12 protein-coding genes are annotated in these 15,974 nt (G+C 74.0%); 5 read left to right on the forward strand and 7 right to left on the reverse strand.

What is annotated here, in order from left to right:
- Positions 1-27 precede the first annotated feature (27 nt).
- Both ACVV2G_RS10765 and ACVV2G_RS10770 read right to left on the reverse strand, forming a co-directional pair.
- The gene (locus ACVV2G_RS10765; protein ID WP_453842413.1) at positions 28-1,179 is read right to left on the reverse strand and encodes a dihydrodipicolinate synthase family protein; all 1,152 of its coding nucleotides are present in this window, start codon (positions 1,177-1,179) and stop codon (positions 28-30) included.
- A complete protein-coding gene (locus ACVV2G_RS10770; protein WP_453842414.1) occupies positions 1,176-2,327 on the reverse strand; it encodes a Gfo/Idh/MocA family protein in 1,152 nt (383 codons plus the stop codon). The genes ACVV2G_RS10765 and ACVV2G_RS10770 overlap by 4 nt, the downstream gene beginning before the upstream one ends.
- Before the next feature lie 202 nt (positions 2,328-2,529).
- Between ACVV2G_RS10770 and ACVV2G_RS10775 the strand changes: the two genes are divergently transcribed.
- Complete coding sequence (locus ACVV2G_RS10775) at positions 2,530-3,576, forward strand: LacI family DNA-binding transcriptional regulator (protein ID WP_453842415.1); 1,047 nt, start codon at positions 2,530-2,532, stop codon at positions 3,574-3,576.
- A gap of 249 nt (positions 3,577-3,825) precedes the next feature.
- On the forward strand, positions 3,826-4,626 hold the full coding sequence (locus ACVV2G_RS10780) for a sugar phosphate isomerase/epimerase family protein (protein ID WP_453842416.1): 801 nt from the start codon (positions 3,826-3,828) through the stop codon (positions 4,624-4,626).
- Here the strand turns inward: ACVV2G_RS10780 and ACVV2G_RS10785 are convergent.
- Both ACVV2G_RS10785 and ACVV2G_RS10790 read right to left on the reverse strand, forming a co-directional pair.
- Positions 4,610-4,828: a hypothetical protein gene (locus tag ACVV2G_RS10785; protein ID WP_453842417.1), complete on the reverse strand. Its 219-nt coding sequence runs from the start codon at positions 4,826-4,828 to the stop codon at positions 4,610-4,612. The two genes, ACVV2G_RS10780 and ACVV2G_RS10785, sit on opposite strands and share 17 nt — an antisense overlap.
- Positions 4,825-5,868 (reverse strand): EamA family transporter, encoded by a 1,044-nt coding sequence (locus ACVV2G_RS10790; RefSeq protein ID WP_453842418.1) that lies wholly within the window; start codon positions 5,866-5,868, stop codon positions 4,825-4,827. Before ACVV2G_RS10790 ends, ACVV2G_RS10785 begins: the two co-directional genes overlap by 4 nt.
- A gap of 106 nt (positions 5,869-5,974) precedes the next feature.
- Between ACVV2G_RS10790 and ACVV2G_RS10795 the strand changes: the two genes are divergently transcribed.
- The 3 genes from ACVV2G_RS10795 to ACVV2G_RS10805 all read left to right on the forward strand — a co-directional run bounded on the left by ACVV2G_RS10795 (position 5,975) and on the right by ACVV2G_RS10805 (position 9,987).
- The gene (locus tag ACVV2G_RS10795) at positions 5,975-6,913 is read left to right on the forward strand and encodes a LysR family transcriptional regulator (RefSeq protein ID WP_453842419.1); all 939 of its coding nucleotides are present in this window, start codon (positions 5,975-5,977) and stop codon (positions 6,911-6,913) included.
- Positions 6,914-7,254: 341 nt separating this feature from the next.
- Complete coding sequence (locus ACVV2G_RS10800) at positions 7,255-9,120, forward strand: glycoside hydrolase family 3 protein (RefSeq protein ID WP_453842420.1); 1,866 nt, start codon at positions 7,255-7,257, stop codon at positions 9,118-9,120.
- A gap of 177 nt (positions 9,121-9,297) precedes the next feature.
- The gene (locus ACVV2G_RS10805) at positions 9,298-9,987 is read left to right on the forward strand and encodes a hypothetical protein (protein ID WP_453842421.1); all 690 of its coding nucleotides are present in this window, start codon (positions 9,298-9,300) and stop codon (positions 9,985-9,987) included.
- A gap of 52 nt (positions 9,988-10,039) precedes the next feature.
- Here ACVV2G_RS10805 and ACVV2G_RS10810 read toward each other — a convergent pair whose 3' ends face one another.
- The 3 genes from ACVV2G_RS10810 to ACVV2G_RS10820 all read right to left on the reverse strand — a co-directional run bounded on the left by ACVV2G_RS10810 (position 10,040) and on the right by ACVV2G_RS10820 (position 15,778).
- Positions 10,040-11,464, reverse strand: a complete 1,425-nt coding sequence (locus ACVV2G_RS10810; RefSeq protein ID WP_453842422.1) for a S28 family serine protease — start codon at positions 11,462-11,464, stop codon at positions 10,040-10,042.
- 94 nt (positions 11,465-11,558) lie between these two features.
- Positions 11,559-11,951: a hypothetical protein gene (locus ACVV2G_RS10815; protein WP_453842423.1), complete on the reverse strand. Its 393-nt coding sequence runs from the start codon at positions 11,949-11,951 to the stop codon at positions 11,559-11,561.
- 86 nt (positions 11,952-12,037) lie between these two features.
- A complete protein-coding gene (locus ACVV2G_RS10820; RefSeq protein ID WP_453842424.1) occupies positions 12,038-15,778 on the reverse strand; it encodes an ABC transporter ATP-binding protein in 3,741 nt (1,246 codons plus the stop codon).
- Between the last annotated feature and the right edge of the window lie 196 nt (positions 15,779-15,974).

The following is a 15,974-nucleotide window of genomic DNA, read 5'->3' on the forward strand; positions in this document are numbered from 1 at the left end:
TGCTGAAACGCGTCAGGTCGGGCTTGGTCACCGGTTCACCCCGTACAGCGCGAGCAGGTTCCTCATGCGTTCCTCCGCCAGTTCCGGGTCCGGGAACAGGCCCAGGCCGTCGGCGAGTTCGTAGGCGCGGGCCAGGTGCGGCAGGGAGCGGGCCGACTGGAGGCCGCCGACCATCGTGAAGTGGCTCTGGTGGCCCGCGAGCCAGGCGAGGAGGACCACGCCCGTCTTGTAGTAGCGGGTGGGGGTCTGGAAGAGGTGGCGGGAGAGTTCGACGGTGGGGTCGAGGACGGCGCGGAAGCCCTCCGTGTCCCCGGTGTCCAGCACGCGGACCGCCTCGGCGGCCAGCGGGCCCAGCGGGTCGAAGATGCCGAGCAGGGCGTGGCTGAAGCCCTGCTCGTCGCCGGCGATCAGCTCGGGGTAGTGGAAGTCGTCCCCGGTGTAGCAGCGCACGCCCTGCGGGAGCCTGCGGCGCAGTCCGACCTCGCGCCCGGCGTCGAGCAGGGACACCTTGACGCCGTCGACCTTGTCGGGGTGGGCGGCGATGACCTCCAGGAAGGTGTCCGTCGCCGCGTCGAGGTCGGGTGAGCCCCAGTAGCCCTCCAGGGCCGGGTCGAACATCGGGCCGAGCCAGTGCAGGATCACCGGCTCGGCGGCCTGGCGCAGGAGATGGCCGTAGACCTCCAGGTAGTCCTCGGGTCCCCGCGCCGTCGCGGCCAGCGCGCGGGAGGCCATCAGGATGGCCTGGGCGCCCGACTCCTCGACGACCGCGAGCTGTTCCTCGTAGGCGGCCCGGACCTCGGCGAGGGTGCCCCCGGAGATCTGGTCGGTGCCGACGCCGCAGGCGATCCGCCCGCCGGTCGCCCTCGCCTCGGCGGCGGACCGGCGGATCAGCTCCGCCGCGCCGGCCCACTCCAGGCCCATGCCGCGCTGGGCGGTGTCCATCGCCTCGGCCACGCCCAGCCCGTGGGACCACAGGTGACGGCGGAAGGCGAGGGTGGCGTCCCAGTCGACGGCCGCCGGTCCGTCGGGTGTGGTGTCCGCGTACGGGTCGGCGACGACGTGCGCCGCGGAGAAGACCGTACGGGAGGTGAAAGCGCTTCCCCCCGAGACGGTCAGGGGCTCCGTGCGGGGCTCGTAGGCGCGCAGGGTGCCGTTCGCGTCGGGCAGGTGCAGGGTCACAGCGCGATCTCCGGTACGTCGAGGCGGCGGCCCTCGGCCGAGGAGCGCAGGCCCAGCTCGGCGAGCTGCACGCCGCGGGCGCCGGCCAGCAGGTCCCAGTGGTAGGGGGCGCCGGCGTAGACGTGCTTGAGGAACAGCTCCCACTGGGCCTTGAAGCCGTTGTCGAAGTCGCCGTTGTCCGGCACCTCCTGCCACTGGTCGCGGAAGGCCTCGGTGGCGGGGATGTCCGGGTTCCAGACCGGCTTCGGGGTGGCGGAGCGGTGCTGGACGCGGCAGTTGCGCAGGCCCGCCACGGCGGAGCCCTCCGTGCCGTCGACCTGGAACTCGACGAGTTCGTCGCGGTTGACGCGGACCGTCCAGGAGGAGTTGATCTGGGCGATCGCGCCGCCGTCGAGCTCGAAGACGCCGTACGCGGCGTCGTCGGCGGTGGCGTCGTAGGGCTTGCCGTTCTCGTCCCAGCGCTGCGGGACGTGGGTGGCGGTCAGGGCCTGGACGGACTTCACACGGCCGAACAGCTCGTGGAGCACGTACTCCCAGTGCGGGAACATGTCGACGACGATGCCGCCGCCGTCCTCGGCACGGTAGTTCCACGAGGGGCGCTGGGCGTCCTGCCAGTCGCCCTCGAAGACCCAGTAGCCGAACTCGCCGCGCACGGACAGGATGCGGCCGAAGAAACCGCCGTCGATGAGGCGCTTGAGCTTCAGCAGGCCCGGCAGGAAGAGCTTGTCCTGCACGACGCCGTGCTTGACGCCGGCGGCGTTCGCCAGGCGGGCGAGTTCCAGGGCACCGTCGAGGCCGGTGGCCGTCGGCTTCTCCGTGTAGACGTGCTTGCCCGCGGCGATCGCCTTCCTGATCGCCTCCTCGCGGGCCGAGGTGACCTGGGCGTCGAAGTAGACGTCCACGGACGGGTCGGCGAGGACCGCGTCCACGTCCGTCGACACGTGCTCCAGGCCGTGCCGCTCGGCCAGCGCCCTGAGCGCGTGCTCACGGCGGCCGACCAGGATCGGCTCCGGCCACAGCACGGTGCCGTCACCGAGGTCGAGGCCGCCCTGTTCGCGGAGGGCGAGGATCGAGCGGACGAGATGCTGGCGATAGCCCATCCGCCCGGTCACACCGTTCATGGCGATACGCACCGTCTTGCGTGTCACGTCATTCCCTTCGAGTGAGCGATGTGAAAGTACAGCAAGCGCTTTCTATGCCCGACGAAGCTAGCCTGTGGGCGGCGGTCCGGACAAGACCGGGGTCCGGGAGAGTTGTTCGAGGGGGCGAACAACGGCGGGGGGTGGTCGTAAGGTCACCCGGGACGGCGGAGCCGGCGTACGGCACACGGGTGAGGCGGAGGACGAGGACATGACGGTGACCCTGGCGGACGTGGCGGCCCGCGCCCAGGTCTCCCCCGCGACGGTGTCGCGCGTGCTGAACGGGAACTACCCCGTGGCCGCCTCCACCCGGGAACGGGTGCTGAAGGCGGTCGACGAGCTGGACTACGTGCTCAACGGGCCCGCGAGCGCGCTGGCGGCGGCCACGTCCGATCTGGTGGGCATCCTGGTCAACGACATCGCGGACCCCTTCTTCGGCATCATGGCCGGTGCGATCCAGTCCGAGATCGGGGGACCGGGCGGCCGGGCGGGCGGCGAGAGACTCGCCGTGGTCTGCAACACCGGCGGCACCCCGGAGCGCGAACTGACCTATCTCACGCTGCTGCAACGGCAGCGGGCGGCGGCCGTCGTGCTGACCGGCGGGGCGATGGAGGACGCGGCGCACCAGACGGCCGTGGCGGCGAAGCTGGGCAGGCTGACGGAGGCGGGGACGCGGGTGGTGCTGTGCGGGCGTCCGCCGGCACCGCGGACCGGGGCGATCGCGCTGACCTTCGACAACCGCGGGGGCGGGCGGGAGCTGACCGAGCACCTGATCGGGATCGGGCACCGGCGGCTCGGCTACATCGCGGGCCCCGAGGAGCGGACCACGACCCGGCACCGGCTGGAGGGGCACCGCGCCGCGCTCGCCGCGCACGGCATCGGGGAGGACCCCCGATGGACGGTCCACGGCCGCTACGACCGGCAGTCCGGCTACGAGGCGACGCTCGAACTCCTGCGGAGGGACCCGTCCCTGACGGCGGTCGTCGCGGCGAACGACTCCGTCGCGCTGGGGGCGTGCGCGGCGCTGCGGGACTCCGGGCTGCGGATTCCGCAGGACGTGTCGGTGGCCGGGTTCGACGACCTGCCGTTCAGCATCGACGCGGTGCCCGCGCTGACGACGGTCCGGCTGCCGCTCGCGGAGGCGGGGGCCCGGGCGGGGCGCATCGCGATGGGGCGGGAGGAGCCGCCGGCCGGGGGGATCGCTACGGTGCGGGGGGAGTTGATGGTGCGGGGGTCCTCCGGGATTCCCCGGGGGTGAGAGCCGTCGGTTCCCCGCGTGACCCGTCCGGAGGGGCGGGGCCACCGGGGGTCGTCGCTCCCGCGCCCCGCTCCGGCCCGACGGGTCTCGGGCCCGAACGCCGGACGGGCCGGGTGCGCGGGTGGGCGGGTGGGCGGCCGGCGGGCTCGGACGGGCGGCGGGCCGGGGCGGTGGCCTGTGGGAAGGGGGGAGGCGACACCGGGCGGTGACGAGGAGTGGGCGCGGCGGTGCCGGGTACGCTCCGGGTTCATGAAGCTGGCGTTCTCCACCCTCGGTGTCCCCGGCCTGCCCCTGAGCGACGTACTGGGGCTCGCCACCGCGCACGGCTACCACGGTGTCGAATTGCGCGCCCACCCGGAAGAACCGGTGCATCCGGGTCTGACCCCCGACGAACGGGCCGCGGTGGCCGCCCGGTTCAAGACGGCCGGTGTCGAACTGCTGGGCCTGGCGGGCTACGCGCGCGTCGCCGCGCCCGGTGCCGACGACGCCGTCCTCGCCGAGATCCGCGGGCTGCTCGAACTCGCCCGCGACCTGGGCGCCCCGTACGTCCGGGTCTTCCCCGGCGGCGGCACCGAGCAGAGCCCCGACGACGCCGACGCGACGGCCGCGCGGCGGCTGGGCACGGCCGCCGAGTACGCGACCGACCTGGGCGTACGCATCCTGCTGGAGACCCACGACTCGCACCGCACCGGCGCCGACGCGATGCGCGTTTTGGGGCTGGTCGGGCACCGCCAGGTCGGCGTGCTGTGGGACGTGATGCACACCTGGCTCGGCGGCGAGCAGCCCTCGGAGAGCTACCTGGCCCTCGCCCCGCACCTCGGGTACGTCCAGGTCAAGGACATCGCCTCCGCCGACGACACCACCCCGCTCCCGCTGGGCACCGGCGTGCTGCCGCTCACCGAGGTCGTGGACGTCCTCTCCCGCCACGGCTGGGACGGCTGGCTGTGCTGGGAGTACGAGAAGCGGTGGTACGAATCGGCCGCCCCGTTGCCCGACCTGCTGGACGGGGGCCGCGAGCACCTCGCCCGGCTGCTCAGCGACGCGGCGTGAGGACGGGCGCCGCGGACCGCACCCTGCGTTCCAGCCGCTCCCGGCACGCGGGCCACTCCGCCGCCGTCACCGAGTAGATCGCGGAGTCCCGCAGCCGGCCCTCCTCGGCCGCCGCCGCGAGGTCGGCCGCGTGGTGCGGGCCGAGGGGTTCCAGCCGGACCAGGGTTCCTTCGAAGGCCGGACCCACCAGTGTGAACGTCATCGGACGGATTCCTCCGCCGGGGCGCAGGACCGTCCAGCCGTTTCCGGACCGGCCGCCGTTTCGGGGCCGGCCGCCGTTTCCGGACCGGCCGCCGCTCCCGGACCGGCCGCCGCTCCCGGACCGGCCGCCGCTCCCGGCCGGGCCACCGCCTCCGTGTCCGGCACGAGGACGCGGGAGCGCCGGGAGGCGGGCGGGGTGAGCGTCGCCAGGGCCACCCCGCCCACCAGCAGCGCCGCCGCGCACCAGCGCAGCGGGGTCACCGACTCGCCGAGGAAGACGGCCGCCGAGGACATGCCGAAGACGGGGACCAGGAGGGAGAACGGGGCGACCGACGAGGCGGGGTGACGGTGCAGCAGCCAGCCCCAGGCGCCGAAGCCGAAGACGGTCGAGACCCATGCGACGAAGAGGATCGTGCCGGTGCCCTGCCAGTCCAGACCGCGCAGGGCCGCGAGGTCCTGCGACGGGCCCTCCGCCAGGAGGGAGAGGGCCAGCAGCGGGAGCACCGGGACGGTGGACACCCACACCATGAAGTTCAGCGCGTCGGGCGGCGAGGCCTTGCGGGTCAGGACGTTGGACACGCCCCAGGCCGCAGCGGCGCCGACGACCATCATGAAGGCGCCCAGCGGGCCGGAGGCACCCTCGTCGACCGCCGCCACGCCGATACCGGCGACGGCCAGCGCCATGCCCAGCGCCCGCACGCCGGCGGGCCGTTCGCCCAGGACCGCCGCCGCGAGCACCGCCGTGAACACCGCCTGGACCTGCAGGACGAGGGACGACAGACCGGCCGGCATGCCCGCGTCCATGCCCTGGAAGACCAGGCCGAACTTCGCGACCCCCAGCACCAGTCCCACCGCCACGATCCACTTCCACGCCACCTTCGGGCGGCCGACGAAGAAGACCGCGGGCAGCGCCGCCGCCAGGAAGCGCAGCGCCGAGAAGAGCAGCGGCGGGAAGTGGCCGAGGCCTGTCTCGATGACCGTGAAGTTGACGCCCCAGACGGCGGCGACGAGCACGGCGAGGAGGAGGTGGGAAGGTCGCATGTGTCGAGGATCGTGGGGCGGACCGTGTAGCACCAGCGATGATTACTGCATCATGGGGTGAAGCACTGCTAAGCGTTCTTGCGAGCCGGGAGCCGGGAGCCGCCTCATGCTCGATCTCCAGCGACTGCGTGCCCTGCACGCCGTCTCCGTGCACGGCACCGTCGGCGCGGCCGCCGCCGCGCTCGGCTTCACGCCGTCCGCCGTGTCCCAGCAGATCGCCAAGCTGGAGCGGGAGACCCGGACCGTGCTGCTGGAGCGGGAGGGGCGCGGGGTGCGCCTCACCGACGAGGCGTGGCAGCTGGCCGCCGCGGCACGTGAGTTGCTGGCGCTCGTCGAGCGGGCGGAGACCCGGCTGGAGGAGCGTCGCGGAGTCCCGTCGGGGCGGCTGACCGTGGCCGCGTTCCCGTCGGCGGCGCGCGGCCTGATGCCGGCCGTACTGGCGGACCTGGCGAAACGGCATCCGGCGCTGGACACACGGCTGACGGAGGTGGACCCGCATCTGTCCGTGGACCTGGTGGCGAAGGGCGCCGTCGACCTGGTCGTGGCGCACGACTGGGACATCGCCCCGCTGCCCGCCCCGGCCGGGGTGGAGCAGGCGGCCGTCGGGGAGGACCTGTGCGACCTGCTCGTGCCGGAGGGGCACCGCTTCGCGGGGCGGGCGGGCGTACGGCGTGCGGAACTGGGCGGGGAGCGGTGGATCTGCCAGCCGCCCGGGCGGGTCTGCCACACCTGGCTGCTGCGGACCCTGCGCGGCGCCGGTCACGAGCCGGACATCGTCCACCAGGCCGACGAGAACCCGACGCTGGTGGCCCTGGTCGCGGCCGGGCTGGGCATCGCCCTGATCCCCCGGCTGGGGCGCGGTCCGCTGCCCGCGGGTGTGGTGGAGGTGCCGCTCGACCCGATGCCCGTACGGCGGCTGTACGCGCTGTGGCGCGAGGGCGCGGCCCGTCGTCCGGCGATCGCGGAGACGGTGCGGACGCTGCGGGCCCACTGGCCGCACGCCTCGGCCCGCACGGCCGCACCCCACTCCCGCCCGACCGGCTGACCCCACCCCCCGCCCGACCGGCTGACCCCGGCCGCGGGCGGCAGACCCGAGGCGCCCGAGGCAGGTCCGAGGGTCCCGAGGAACGGCGGTCCCGGTCGCCGGCTGCGGGTGGCGCCGTCCTCTCCGCCGCACCGCGGCCGGCGGCCCGCCGCCGGTGCGCCCTCCTCCCCGGCTCCGGCGGCGGCCCCCGCCGGCCCCGCCGGCCGATGCCCGGTGGCTTGGAGTGACTCCTGTGCGCTCCCTTGACCGGCAGAAACTTCCCGGATATTGGTGACTCCTTGGAAGTTTCCTTCAGCAGCTCTCCAGCGATCCCCCAGCGGATCACTCCGGAAGGAGCGCACGTGCACCACAGCAGCACGGCCGGCACGGGAAGCAGCGGGCAGCCCTCCAGACGTACCGTCCTCACCGCCACCGCGGTCGTCACCGCCGCCCTGGCGGCCGGCGGCGGCACCGCGTACGCCGGCTCCCGCAGGCCCGACGACGACCAGCTCCGCGCCCTCGTCTCCCGCATGACGCTGGAGGAGAAGGTCGGCCAGCTCTTCGTGATGCGGGTATACGGCCACTCCGCCACCGACCCCGACCAGGCCGACGTCGACGCCAACCTCGAGGAGATCGGCGTCCGCACGGCGGCCGAACTGGTCGCCAGGTACCGGGTCGGCGGCGTCATCTACTTCGCCTGGGCGCACAACACCCGCGACCCGCACCAGATCGCCGACCTGTCCAACGGCATCCAGAAGGCCTCCCTGGAGCTGCCGCGCGGCCTCCCGGTGCTCATCTCCACCGACCAGGAGCACGGGGCGGTGGCCCGCGTGGGCGAGCCGGCGGCCCTCTTCCCGGGCGCGATGGCCGTCGGCGCGGGCGGGTCGCGCTCCGACGCCCGTACCCTCGGCCGGGTCGCGGGCGCCGAGCTGCGCGCGATGGGCATCCGTCAGGACTACTCCCCCGTCGCCGACGTGAACGTCAACCCGGCCAATCCCGTGATCGGCGTCCGGTCCTTCGGCGCCGATCCGGAGGCGGTGGCGGAGCTGGTGGCCGCCGAGGTGACGGGGTACCAGCGGTCCGGGGTCGCGGCGTGCGCCAAGCACTTCCCCGGGCACGGCGACACCGCCACCGACAGCCACACCGGCCTCCCGGTCATCACCCACAGCCGCGAGCAGTGGGAGGAACTGGACGCCCCGCCCTTCCGCGCGGCCATCGACGCCGGCATCGACTCGATCATGACCGCCCACCTCGTGGTCCCGGCGCTCGACGACTCCGGCGACCCGGCCACCCTCTCCCGCCCCATCCTCACCGGCATCCTGCGCGGGGAACTCGGCTACGACGGGGTGGTGGTCACCGACTCCCTCGGCATGGAGGGCGTACGGACCAAGTACGGCGACGCACGGGTGCCGGTGCTGGCGCTGAAGGCGGGCGTCGACCAGCTCCTCAACCCGCCGGACCTGGACCTCGCCTGGAACGCGGTCCTGACGGCCGTACGCGGCGGCGAACTCACCGAGGCACGGCTCGACGAATCGATCCTGCGCGTGCTGCGGCTGAAGGCGAAGCTGGGGCTGTTCCAGGACGCCTCCACCAGCCGGCGGGACGTCGACCGCACCGTCGGCACCCGGGCGCACCGGGCCGCCGCCGACCGGATCGCCGAGCGGACCACCACGGTGCTGGTCAACGAGGGGCGCCTGCTGCCGCTGTCGCGCCGGGAGCACCGCAGGCTGCTCGTCGTGGGCGCCGACCCCGCCTCCCCCTCGGGCACCACCGGGCCGCCCACCGGCGTCCTCGCGGACGCGCTCACGGAGCTGGGCTTCACGGCCACCGCCCTGTCCACGGGCACCGCTCCCTCCGCCGCCGTCATCGACCGCGCTCTCGCGGCGGCCGGGGACGCCGACGCGGTGGTGGTCGCCACGTACAACGTCACGGCGGGCAGCGGCCAGCGCACGCTGGTCGCCCGGCTCCTGGAGACCGGGAGGCCGGTCGTCGCGGTCGCGGTCCGCAACCCGTACGACGTGGCCCACCTGCCGGGCGTCCCCGCCTGCCTCGCCGCCTACTCGTGGACCGACGTCGAGGTGCGGGCGGCGGCCCGGGTGATCGCGGGCCGGGTACGGCCGCGCGGCAGGCTGCCGGTGCCGGTGGTCCGGGCGGACGATCCGGCGACGGTCCTGTACCCCCTCGGGCACGGCTTGTCGTACCGGTCGAACCGGTCGAACCGGTCCTAGGGGCGCAGCGCGGCCTGCGCCACGCGCCGGGGGCGCTCCCGGTGCCCGGACGCGAAGCCCCCCGCGCGGCTGGCGTGCGCCCGCCGCCCCGGGCCACGCTGGTCCGGGGACCCGGCGGGCCGCGCTGGACCGGGGGACCGGCGGGCCGCACTGGACCGGGACCCCGGGGGGATGGCGATGCGAGGGAGAGGGGCCGCGAGGGTGCTCTGCGCCCTGTCGGTGCTGTGTGCCGTACTGCTGACGGGGTGCCAGAGCCCGTCGGGCCCGGCGGGCTCCGCCGGGAGCGTCACGGGCGACGGCGCCGGAGCGGCGGGAGGGGGCGGGCCGCCCGGCGGGGGGACGGTGCCGGGGTCGGCCCCGGCGGCCGTCCGGCCGTCCGGGTACGGGGCGGTGTTCCTCGCGGTCGACGAGTGCGGCTCGTTCGGAACGGCCGGCTCCACCGAGGTCCCGTGCGGCAGCGAGCGGGCCGCGGCGCGGGTGGTGGCCCGGGAGGACGGCCGCGCGGAGGACGGGCCGCCGTGCCCCGCCACCACCGACTTCGTCCTGCACATCAGCGAGCGGCGCCCCTCTGCCGACGAGGACGGTGACGGGGCCGTGCCGCGGGGCTACGCCTGTATGCGCAAGCTGTCGCCGCCGCACCCCGGTGACCCCGGCGGCGGGGGCGGCCCGCACACCATCGTCGGTGACTGCGTCCGCGACGCCGGGAGCGGCACGGTCCGCGAGACCGCGTGCGCCGGCGGGGACGGGCGGACACCTCGGTTCAAGGTGGTCGACGCGGTCGCCGACCGGGCGGACTGCCCCGCCTCGACGGGCCTGTACGTCCGTCTCGGCGGGGCGCACCCGGTGGGCTGCGCCCGGCCGCTGTGAACCGCTGGAACCTGTCAGCGGCGGCCGGGGCGCAGCCTTCCGTGCTTCCCTGCTACGGGCGCAGCGCGGGCTCGCGCTGCACGTCCCGCTTGTCCAGCCTGGCGTCGAACGCGGCCAGCGGCTCGGCCGCCGTCGGGTCGTCCCGCACCTCGGCGGAGGCGACCCCGGCCCAGTCCAGGATGCGGGCCGTGGCGAGGGCCTTCTCCTCGGGCACCAGACCGGCGACGTTGGCACCGTGGTTCATGCCGGGCGCGGTGAGGACGTAGGAGTCGCGCGCGCCGTGGCCGAGGCGGAAGGGCTCGGCGCCCCACGGGTCGTTCTCGCCGTACACGAACAGCATCTGGTCGGCGTTGTGCCGCACCCAGCGGTCGACGTCCCGCATCGCCCACGGCTCGAACCTCATCGGGATCGACCGGGGCACGAAGTTCCGCGGCGGCTGGTAGCCGTAGCGGATGTACTTCTTCTCGATGTGCGGGAAGTGGATCGTCGGCGCGCCCAGCTGCGTACCGGCCTGGTAGTAGTACGGCGTGTACGGGGCGAGGCCCTGGTCCGTGTAGAAGGAGAAGCCGGAGATCGTGTCGACCGAGTCCCAGATCGCCTCGTCCGTGGCGTTCCGCGCGTCGGCCGGGATGCCGGCGCAGTCCTTCACGGTGCTGTACTGCCAGAAGCCCCAGACGTAGTCGAGGACGACGGCCTCGTAGGCGCGGTCCAGGCTGCCGATGGTGTCGAAGGTGTAGCCGTTCTCGGCCGCGTACGCCTCGTACTTCTCCTTGAGCGGCGCCCGGCGCACCAGCGCCTCGCGCTGCACGCCGTTCAGCCGGTCGCGGCACTCCTCGGTGCCGACCCGGGCGAAGAAGCGGTCGTAGGCCCGGTCCTCGTGGTTCACCACGTCGTTGGGGGCGACGTAGGCGACGACGCCGTCCATGTCGCGCGGGTAGAAGCGCTCGTAATAGGTGGCGGTCATGCCGCCCTTGGAGCCGCCGGTGGAGATCCAGTTCTCGGAGTAGAGCGGCTTGAGGGCCTCGAAGATGCGGTGCTGGTCACTGGCCGCCTGCCAGATGTCCAGCTTCGACCAGTCGGCCGGCTCGGGCCGGGACGGCGTGAAGTAGCGGTACTCCATGGAGACCTGGTTGCCGTCCACGATCTGGGTCGGTTCGCGGCGGCTGGGGTTGGTGGAGACGCTGTATCCGCCGGTGTAGAAGACCGTCGGGCGGTTCACGTCCTTGTGCAGCACGGTGATCCGCTGCTGGAACGTGCCCTTGGACGGGCGCCGGTGGTCGACCGGCTGGGTGTAGTTGAGGACGAAGAAGCGGTAACCGGTGTACGGCTTCTCCTCGATCAGGCTCATGCCCGGTACGGACAGCAGCCGGTCCTTGATGTCGACGGCCTTCGGCTCGGCGGCGGTGGCCGCGCCCGCCGTGCTGACGGTGCCTATGAGCACCACGAGCGCCAGCAGCCATCTGAGCGCCTTGCGCATGCACCCTCCCTGTGAAACAGATGTGCGCCGGAAGCTATCGGAGCAAGTCACCCGCGCACCAGGGGAGACCGGGAAATGGCCGCCACGAGGCGGTTCAGCACAGGATCCAGCCGGAGCTGCCCGACCCCCGGGACACCGTGCCCCGCACCCATACGCAGCGCTTCCCGGCGTGCACGGTCACCGGTCCGGCCCGGTAGGCGTAGCGCCCCGAGTCGACCACCGGCCGGCCGCCGCGCGCCTGCACGCCGACGGACATCTGCCGCTTGGTGCCGGGCGTCCTGGGGACGGTGACGGCGCAGACGTAGCCGCCGCGCCTGTGGACGAGGACCGTCCCGGTGGAGAACGGCAGCGTGCGCACCTTGCGGCCCGGGCACGCCACGGCGGCCCGCGCCTCCTGCGGCACCGCGACGGTGAGCAGCCCGGCCGCGGTCAGCACGGCCGTGCCCAGCGCCAGCCGCCGGCGTGTCGCGGCACCCCCCTGACCCACTGCGCTTCCCTCCGTCCCCGCCTCACGGCGTTCGCCGACGTACGGATGTACGGACGCGCGGCGTGTGTCGCACGGTTGCGCGGGCGTCAGTGCAGCGCGCTGACCGGCTCCTCGGGTTCGGCCGCCCCGACGAAGGTCCGCCACAGTCGCGCGTACCGTCCGCCGAGCGCCAGCAGTTCGTCGTGCGTGCCGTCCTCGGCGACCCGTCCGGCGTCCATGACGACGACGCGGTCCGCGCGGGCGGCCGTGGTCAGCCGGTGGGCGACGACGAGCGTCGTACGGCGGCCCGCGAGGCGGTCGGTGGCCTGGTTGACCTGCGCCTCCGTGGCGAGGTCCAGGGCCGCGGTCGCCTCGTCGAGGAGCAGGACGTCGGGGTCGACGAGTTCGGCGCGGGCCAGCGCGATCAGCTGCCGCTGTCCGGCGGAGAGGTTGCGGCCCCGCTCGGCGACCTCGTGGAGGTACCCGCCCGTGAGCCCGGCGATCATCTCGTGCGCGCCCACCGCCCGCGCCGCGGCCTCCACCTCGGCGTCGGTGGCGTCCGGACGGCCGTAGGCGATGGCGTCCCGGACGGTGCCGGGGAAGAGGTACGCCTCCTGCGGGACGACGCCGAGCCGGTGCCGGTAGGAGGTGAGGTCCAGGTCGCGCAGGTCCCGCCCGTCGGCGGTGACCCGGCCGCCGGTCGGGTCGTAGAACCGGGCGACCAGCTTGACCAGCGTCGACTTGCCCGCGCCGGTCTCACCGACGAAGGCGACGGTCTGCCCGGCCGGGATGCGCAGGTCGACGCCGGTGAGCGCCGCCTCCGCCCCGTCGCCGCCGCCGTACCGGAAGTGCACGTCCTCGAAGGCGATCTCGCCGCGCAGCGACGTGACGTCGACCGGCTTCCGCGGCGGCCGGGTGGAGGCCGGTTCCCGCAGCAGTTCCTGGATGCGGCCGAGCGAGACGGACGCCTGCTGGTAGCCGTCGAAGACCTGGGAGAGCTGCTGGACGGGTGCGAAGAACAGGTCGATGTAGAGCAGGTACGCCACCAGCGCGCCGGTCGTCAGCGTCGCCTCGTCGATCCGCCTGCCGCCGATGACCAGCACGGCGACCGCGGCGGCGGAGGACAGCAGCTGCACGAACGGGAAGTAGACCGAGATCAGCCACTGCCCCCTGATGCGGGCCTGCCGGTAGCCGTCACTGCGCTCGGCGAACCGCCGCCCGCCGTCGTGCTCGCGCCGGAAGGCCTGCACGATCCGCAGTCCCGCCACCGACTCCTGCAGGTCGGCGTTGACCGAGGACACCCGCTCGCGGGCCAGCTCGTACGCCTTCACGCTGGCCCTGCGGAAGAAGTAGGTGGCGATGACCAGCGGCGGCAGCGTCGCGAACACGACGAGCGCGAGCTGCACGTCGATCACCAGCAGGGCGCCCATGATGCCGAAGAAGGTGACGATCGAGACGAAGGCGGTGACGAGCCCCGTCTGCAGGAACGTCGACAGCGCGTCGACGTCCGTCGTCATCCGGGTCATGATCCGCCCGGTCAGCTCGCGCTCGTAGTAATCGAGGCCGAGCCGCTGGAGCTGGGCGAAGATCTTCAGGCGGAGCGCGTACAGGATCCGCTCCCCCGTCCGGCCGGTCATCCGGATCTCGCCGGTCTGCGCCGTCCACTGGGCGAACACGGTGAGCAGCCCCAGCAGCGCCGCCGCCCAGACCGCGCCGAGGGCGGCCTGCGTGACGCCCTCGTCGATGCCGTGCCGGATCAGCACCGGCAGCAGCAGTCCCATGCCGGCGTCCACGGCGACGAGGGCGAGGCTGATCAGCAGCGGTGCGCGGAAGCCGCGCAGCAGGCGGCGCAGGCCGTACGACTCCTCGGGCCGCACGGCCCGCGTCTCGTCGACGTCCGGGGTGCCGTCGGCCGGGGGCAGCGCGTCGACCTGGGCGAGCAGCTCCGGGGTGGCCGGGGTTCCGGCGAGGGCGGCGTCCTTCGGCGTGCGGTCGCCGGTCCACAGCCGTGGGGTGACCCCGCGCTCGGCGTCGAACTCGGCGTCCAGCTCGTCCCGTACCGACGTGTCCTCGGCGGGTGCCGCGGGCCGGGCGTGCCCCGGCGACACTCCGCCCAGCTCGTCGGGGTCGGTCAGCAGGCGCCGGTAGAGGACCGACCGCTCCTGGAGCTCCTCGTGGGTGCCGAGGTCGGCGAGGCGGCCCCGGTCGAGGACGGCGATGCGGTCGGCGAGGCCCAGGGTGGAGCGGCGGTGGGCGATGAGGAGCGTGGTGCGGCCCCGCATGACCTCCTTCAGCGCCTCGTGGATCTCGTGCTCGACGCGGGCGTCCACGGCGGAGGTGGCGTCGTCGAGGACCAGCAGCCGGGGGTCGGTGAGGATCGCGCGGGCGAGGGCGACGCGCTGGCGCTGGCCGCCGGAGAGGGTCAGGCCGTGCTCGCCGACGGTGGTGCCGTAGCCGTCGGGCAGCTCGGTGATGAACCCGTGCGCCTGCGCGGCCCGGGCCGCGGCCTCGATCTCCTCGTCGGTGGCGTCCGGACGTCCGTAGGCGATGTTGGCGCGCACGGTGTCCGAGAAGAGGAAGGAGTCCTCGGGCACGAGCCCGATGGCGGCCCGCAGCGAGTCGAGGGTCAGCTCGCGCACGTCGTGGCCGCCGACGAGGACGGCTCCGCGGGTCACGTCGTAGAAGCGCGGCAGGAGCAGGGAGACGGTGGACTTGCCGGATCCCGAGGAGCCGACGACGGCGAGGGTCTCACCGGCCCGGATCTCGAAGGAGAGACCGTCGAGGACGGGGGTGCCCTCCCCGTCGGCCGACGCGTAGCCGAAGGACACCCCGTCGAACTCGACGGTCGCCGGCGCGTCGGCGGGCAGTTCCCTGGCGCCGTCCTCGATCGCGGGCTCGGTGTCGATCAGCTCCAGGACGCGTTCGGTGCCGGCGCGGGCCTGCTGGCCGACGGTGAGGACCATGGCGAGCATGCGGACCGGGCCGACGAGCTGGGCGAGGTAGGTGGAGAAGGCGACGAAGGTACCGAGCGTGATGTTCCCGCGTACGGCCAGCCAGCCGCCGAGGGCGAGCATGGCGACCTGGCCGAGGGCGGGGACGGCCTGCAGGGCGGGGGTGTAGGTGGCGTTCAGCCTGATCGTCCGCAGCCGCCCGGCGAAGAGCCTGCGTCCGACGTCCCTGAGCTTGCCGGTCTCCTGCTCCTCCTGCCCGAAGCCCTTCACCACGCGTACGCCGCTCACCGAGCCGTCGACCACGCCCGCGACGGCGGCGGCCTGGGCCTGGGCGTACCAGGTGGCGGGGTGCAGGCGGGTGCGGCTGCGCCGGGCGATGAACCACAGCGCCGGAGCGACGGCGAGCGCGACCAGCGTGAGCGGCGGGGACAGCCACGCCATGATCCCCAGGGAGATCAGGAAGAGCAGGATGTTCCCGATGGTCATCGGAAGCATGAACAGCAGGCTCTGGATCAGCTGGAGGTCGCTGGTCGCACGCCCGACGACCTGCCCCGTGGACAGCTCGTCCTGCCGCCGTCCGTCGAGCCGGGTGATCGTCCCGTACATGTCGGTGCGCAGGTCGTGCTGGACGTCGAGGGCGAGCCGGCCACCGTAGTAGCGGCGGATGTAGGTGAGGACGTAGACGATCACGGCGGCGCCGATCAGGAGACCGGCCCAGACGGCCATGTCCCTGGTCTTGTCGCCGATCACGTCGTCGATGATCACCTTGGTGATCAGCGGGACCAGGGCCATGACGGCCATGCCGCCCAGGGAGGCGCCGAGGGCGAGGACGACGTCCTTGGGATAGCGCCAGGCGTACTCCGCCAGTCGTCGTGCCCATCCCCGTTGCGCGTCCACGCCGTGCCCTCCGGTCGGTCGTCCTGCTCACCTGATCTACCGGAAGGCACCAACACGGGCGAGCGGGGATTTCATCCCGCCGCGGCTACCGGGGCACGGGAGCAGCGGGTCCGCCGCCCCCGTGCCGCCCCGTGCCGCCCCGTGCCGCCCCGTGCCGCCCCGTGCCGCCCCGGCGAGCAACGATCCGGCGCCGCTC

The sequence above is a fragment of the Streptomyces sp. JK94 genome (assembly GCF_053613315.1).

Excerpts from the sequence above, each read along its gene's own strand:
- ACVV2G_RS10775 (WP_453842415.1), top strand. The coding sequence starts at position 2,530 with ATGACGGTGACCCTGGCGGACGTGGCGGCCCGCGCCCAGGTCTCCCCC.
- ACVV2G_RS10780 (WP_453842416.1), top strand. The coding sequence starts at position 3,826 with ATGAAGCTGGCGTTCTCCACCCTCGGTGTCCCCGGCCTGCCCCTGAGC.
- ACVV2G_RS10785 (WP_453842417.1), bottom strand. The coding sequence starts at position 4,828 with ATGACGTTCACACTGGTGGGTCCGGCCTTCGAAGGAACCCTGGTCCGG.
- ACVV2G_RS10790 (WP_453842418.1), bottom strand. The coding sequence starts at position 5,868 with ATGCGACCTTCCCACCTCCTCCTCGCCGTGCTCGTCGCCGCCGTCTGG.
- ACVV2G_RS10795 (WP_453842419.1), top strand. The coding sequence starts at position 5,975 with ATGCTCGATCTCCAGCGACTGCGTGCCCTGCACGCCGTCTCCGTGCAC.
- ACVV2G_RS10805 (WP_453842421.1), top strand. The coding sequence starts at position 9,298 with ATGCGAGGGAGAGGGGCCGCGAGGGTGCTCTGCGCCCTGTCGGTGCTG.
- ACVV2G_RS10810 (WP_453842422.1), bottom strand. The coding sequence starts at position 11,464 with ATGCGCAAGGCGCTCAGATGGCTGCTGGCGCTCGTGGTGCTCATAGGC.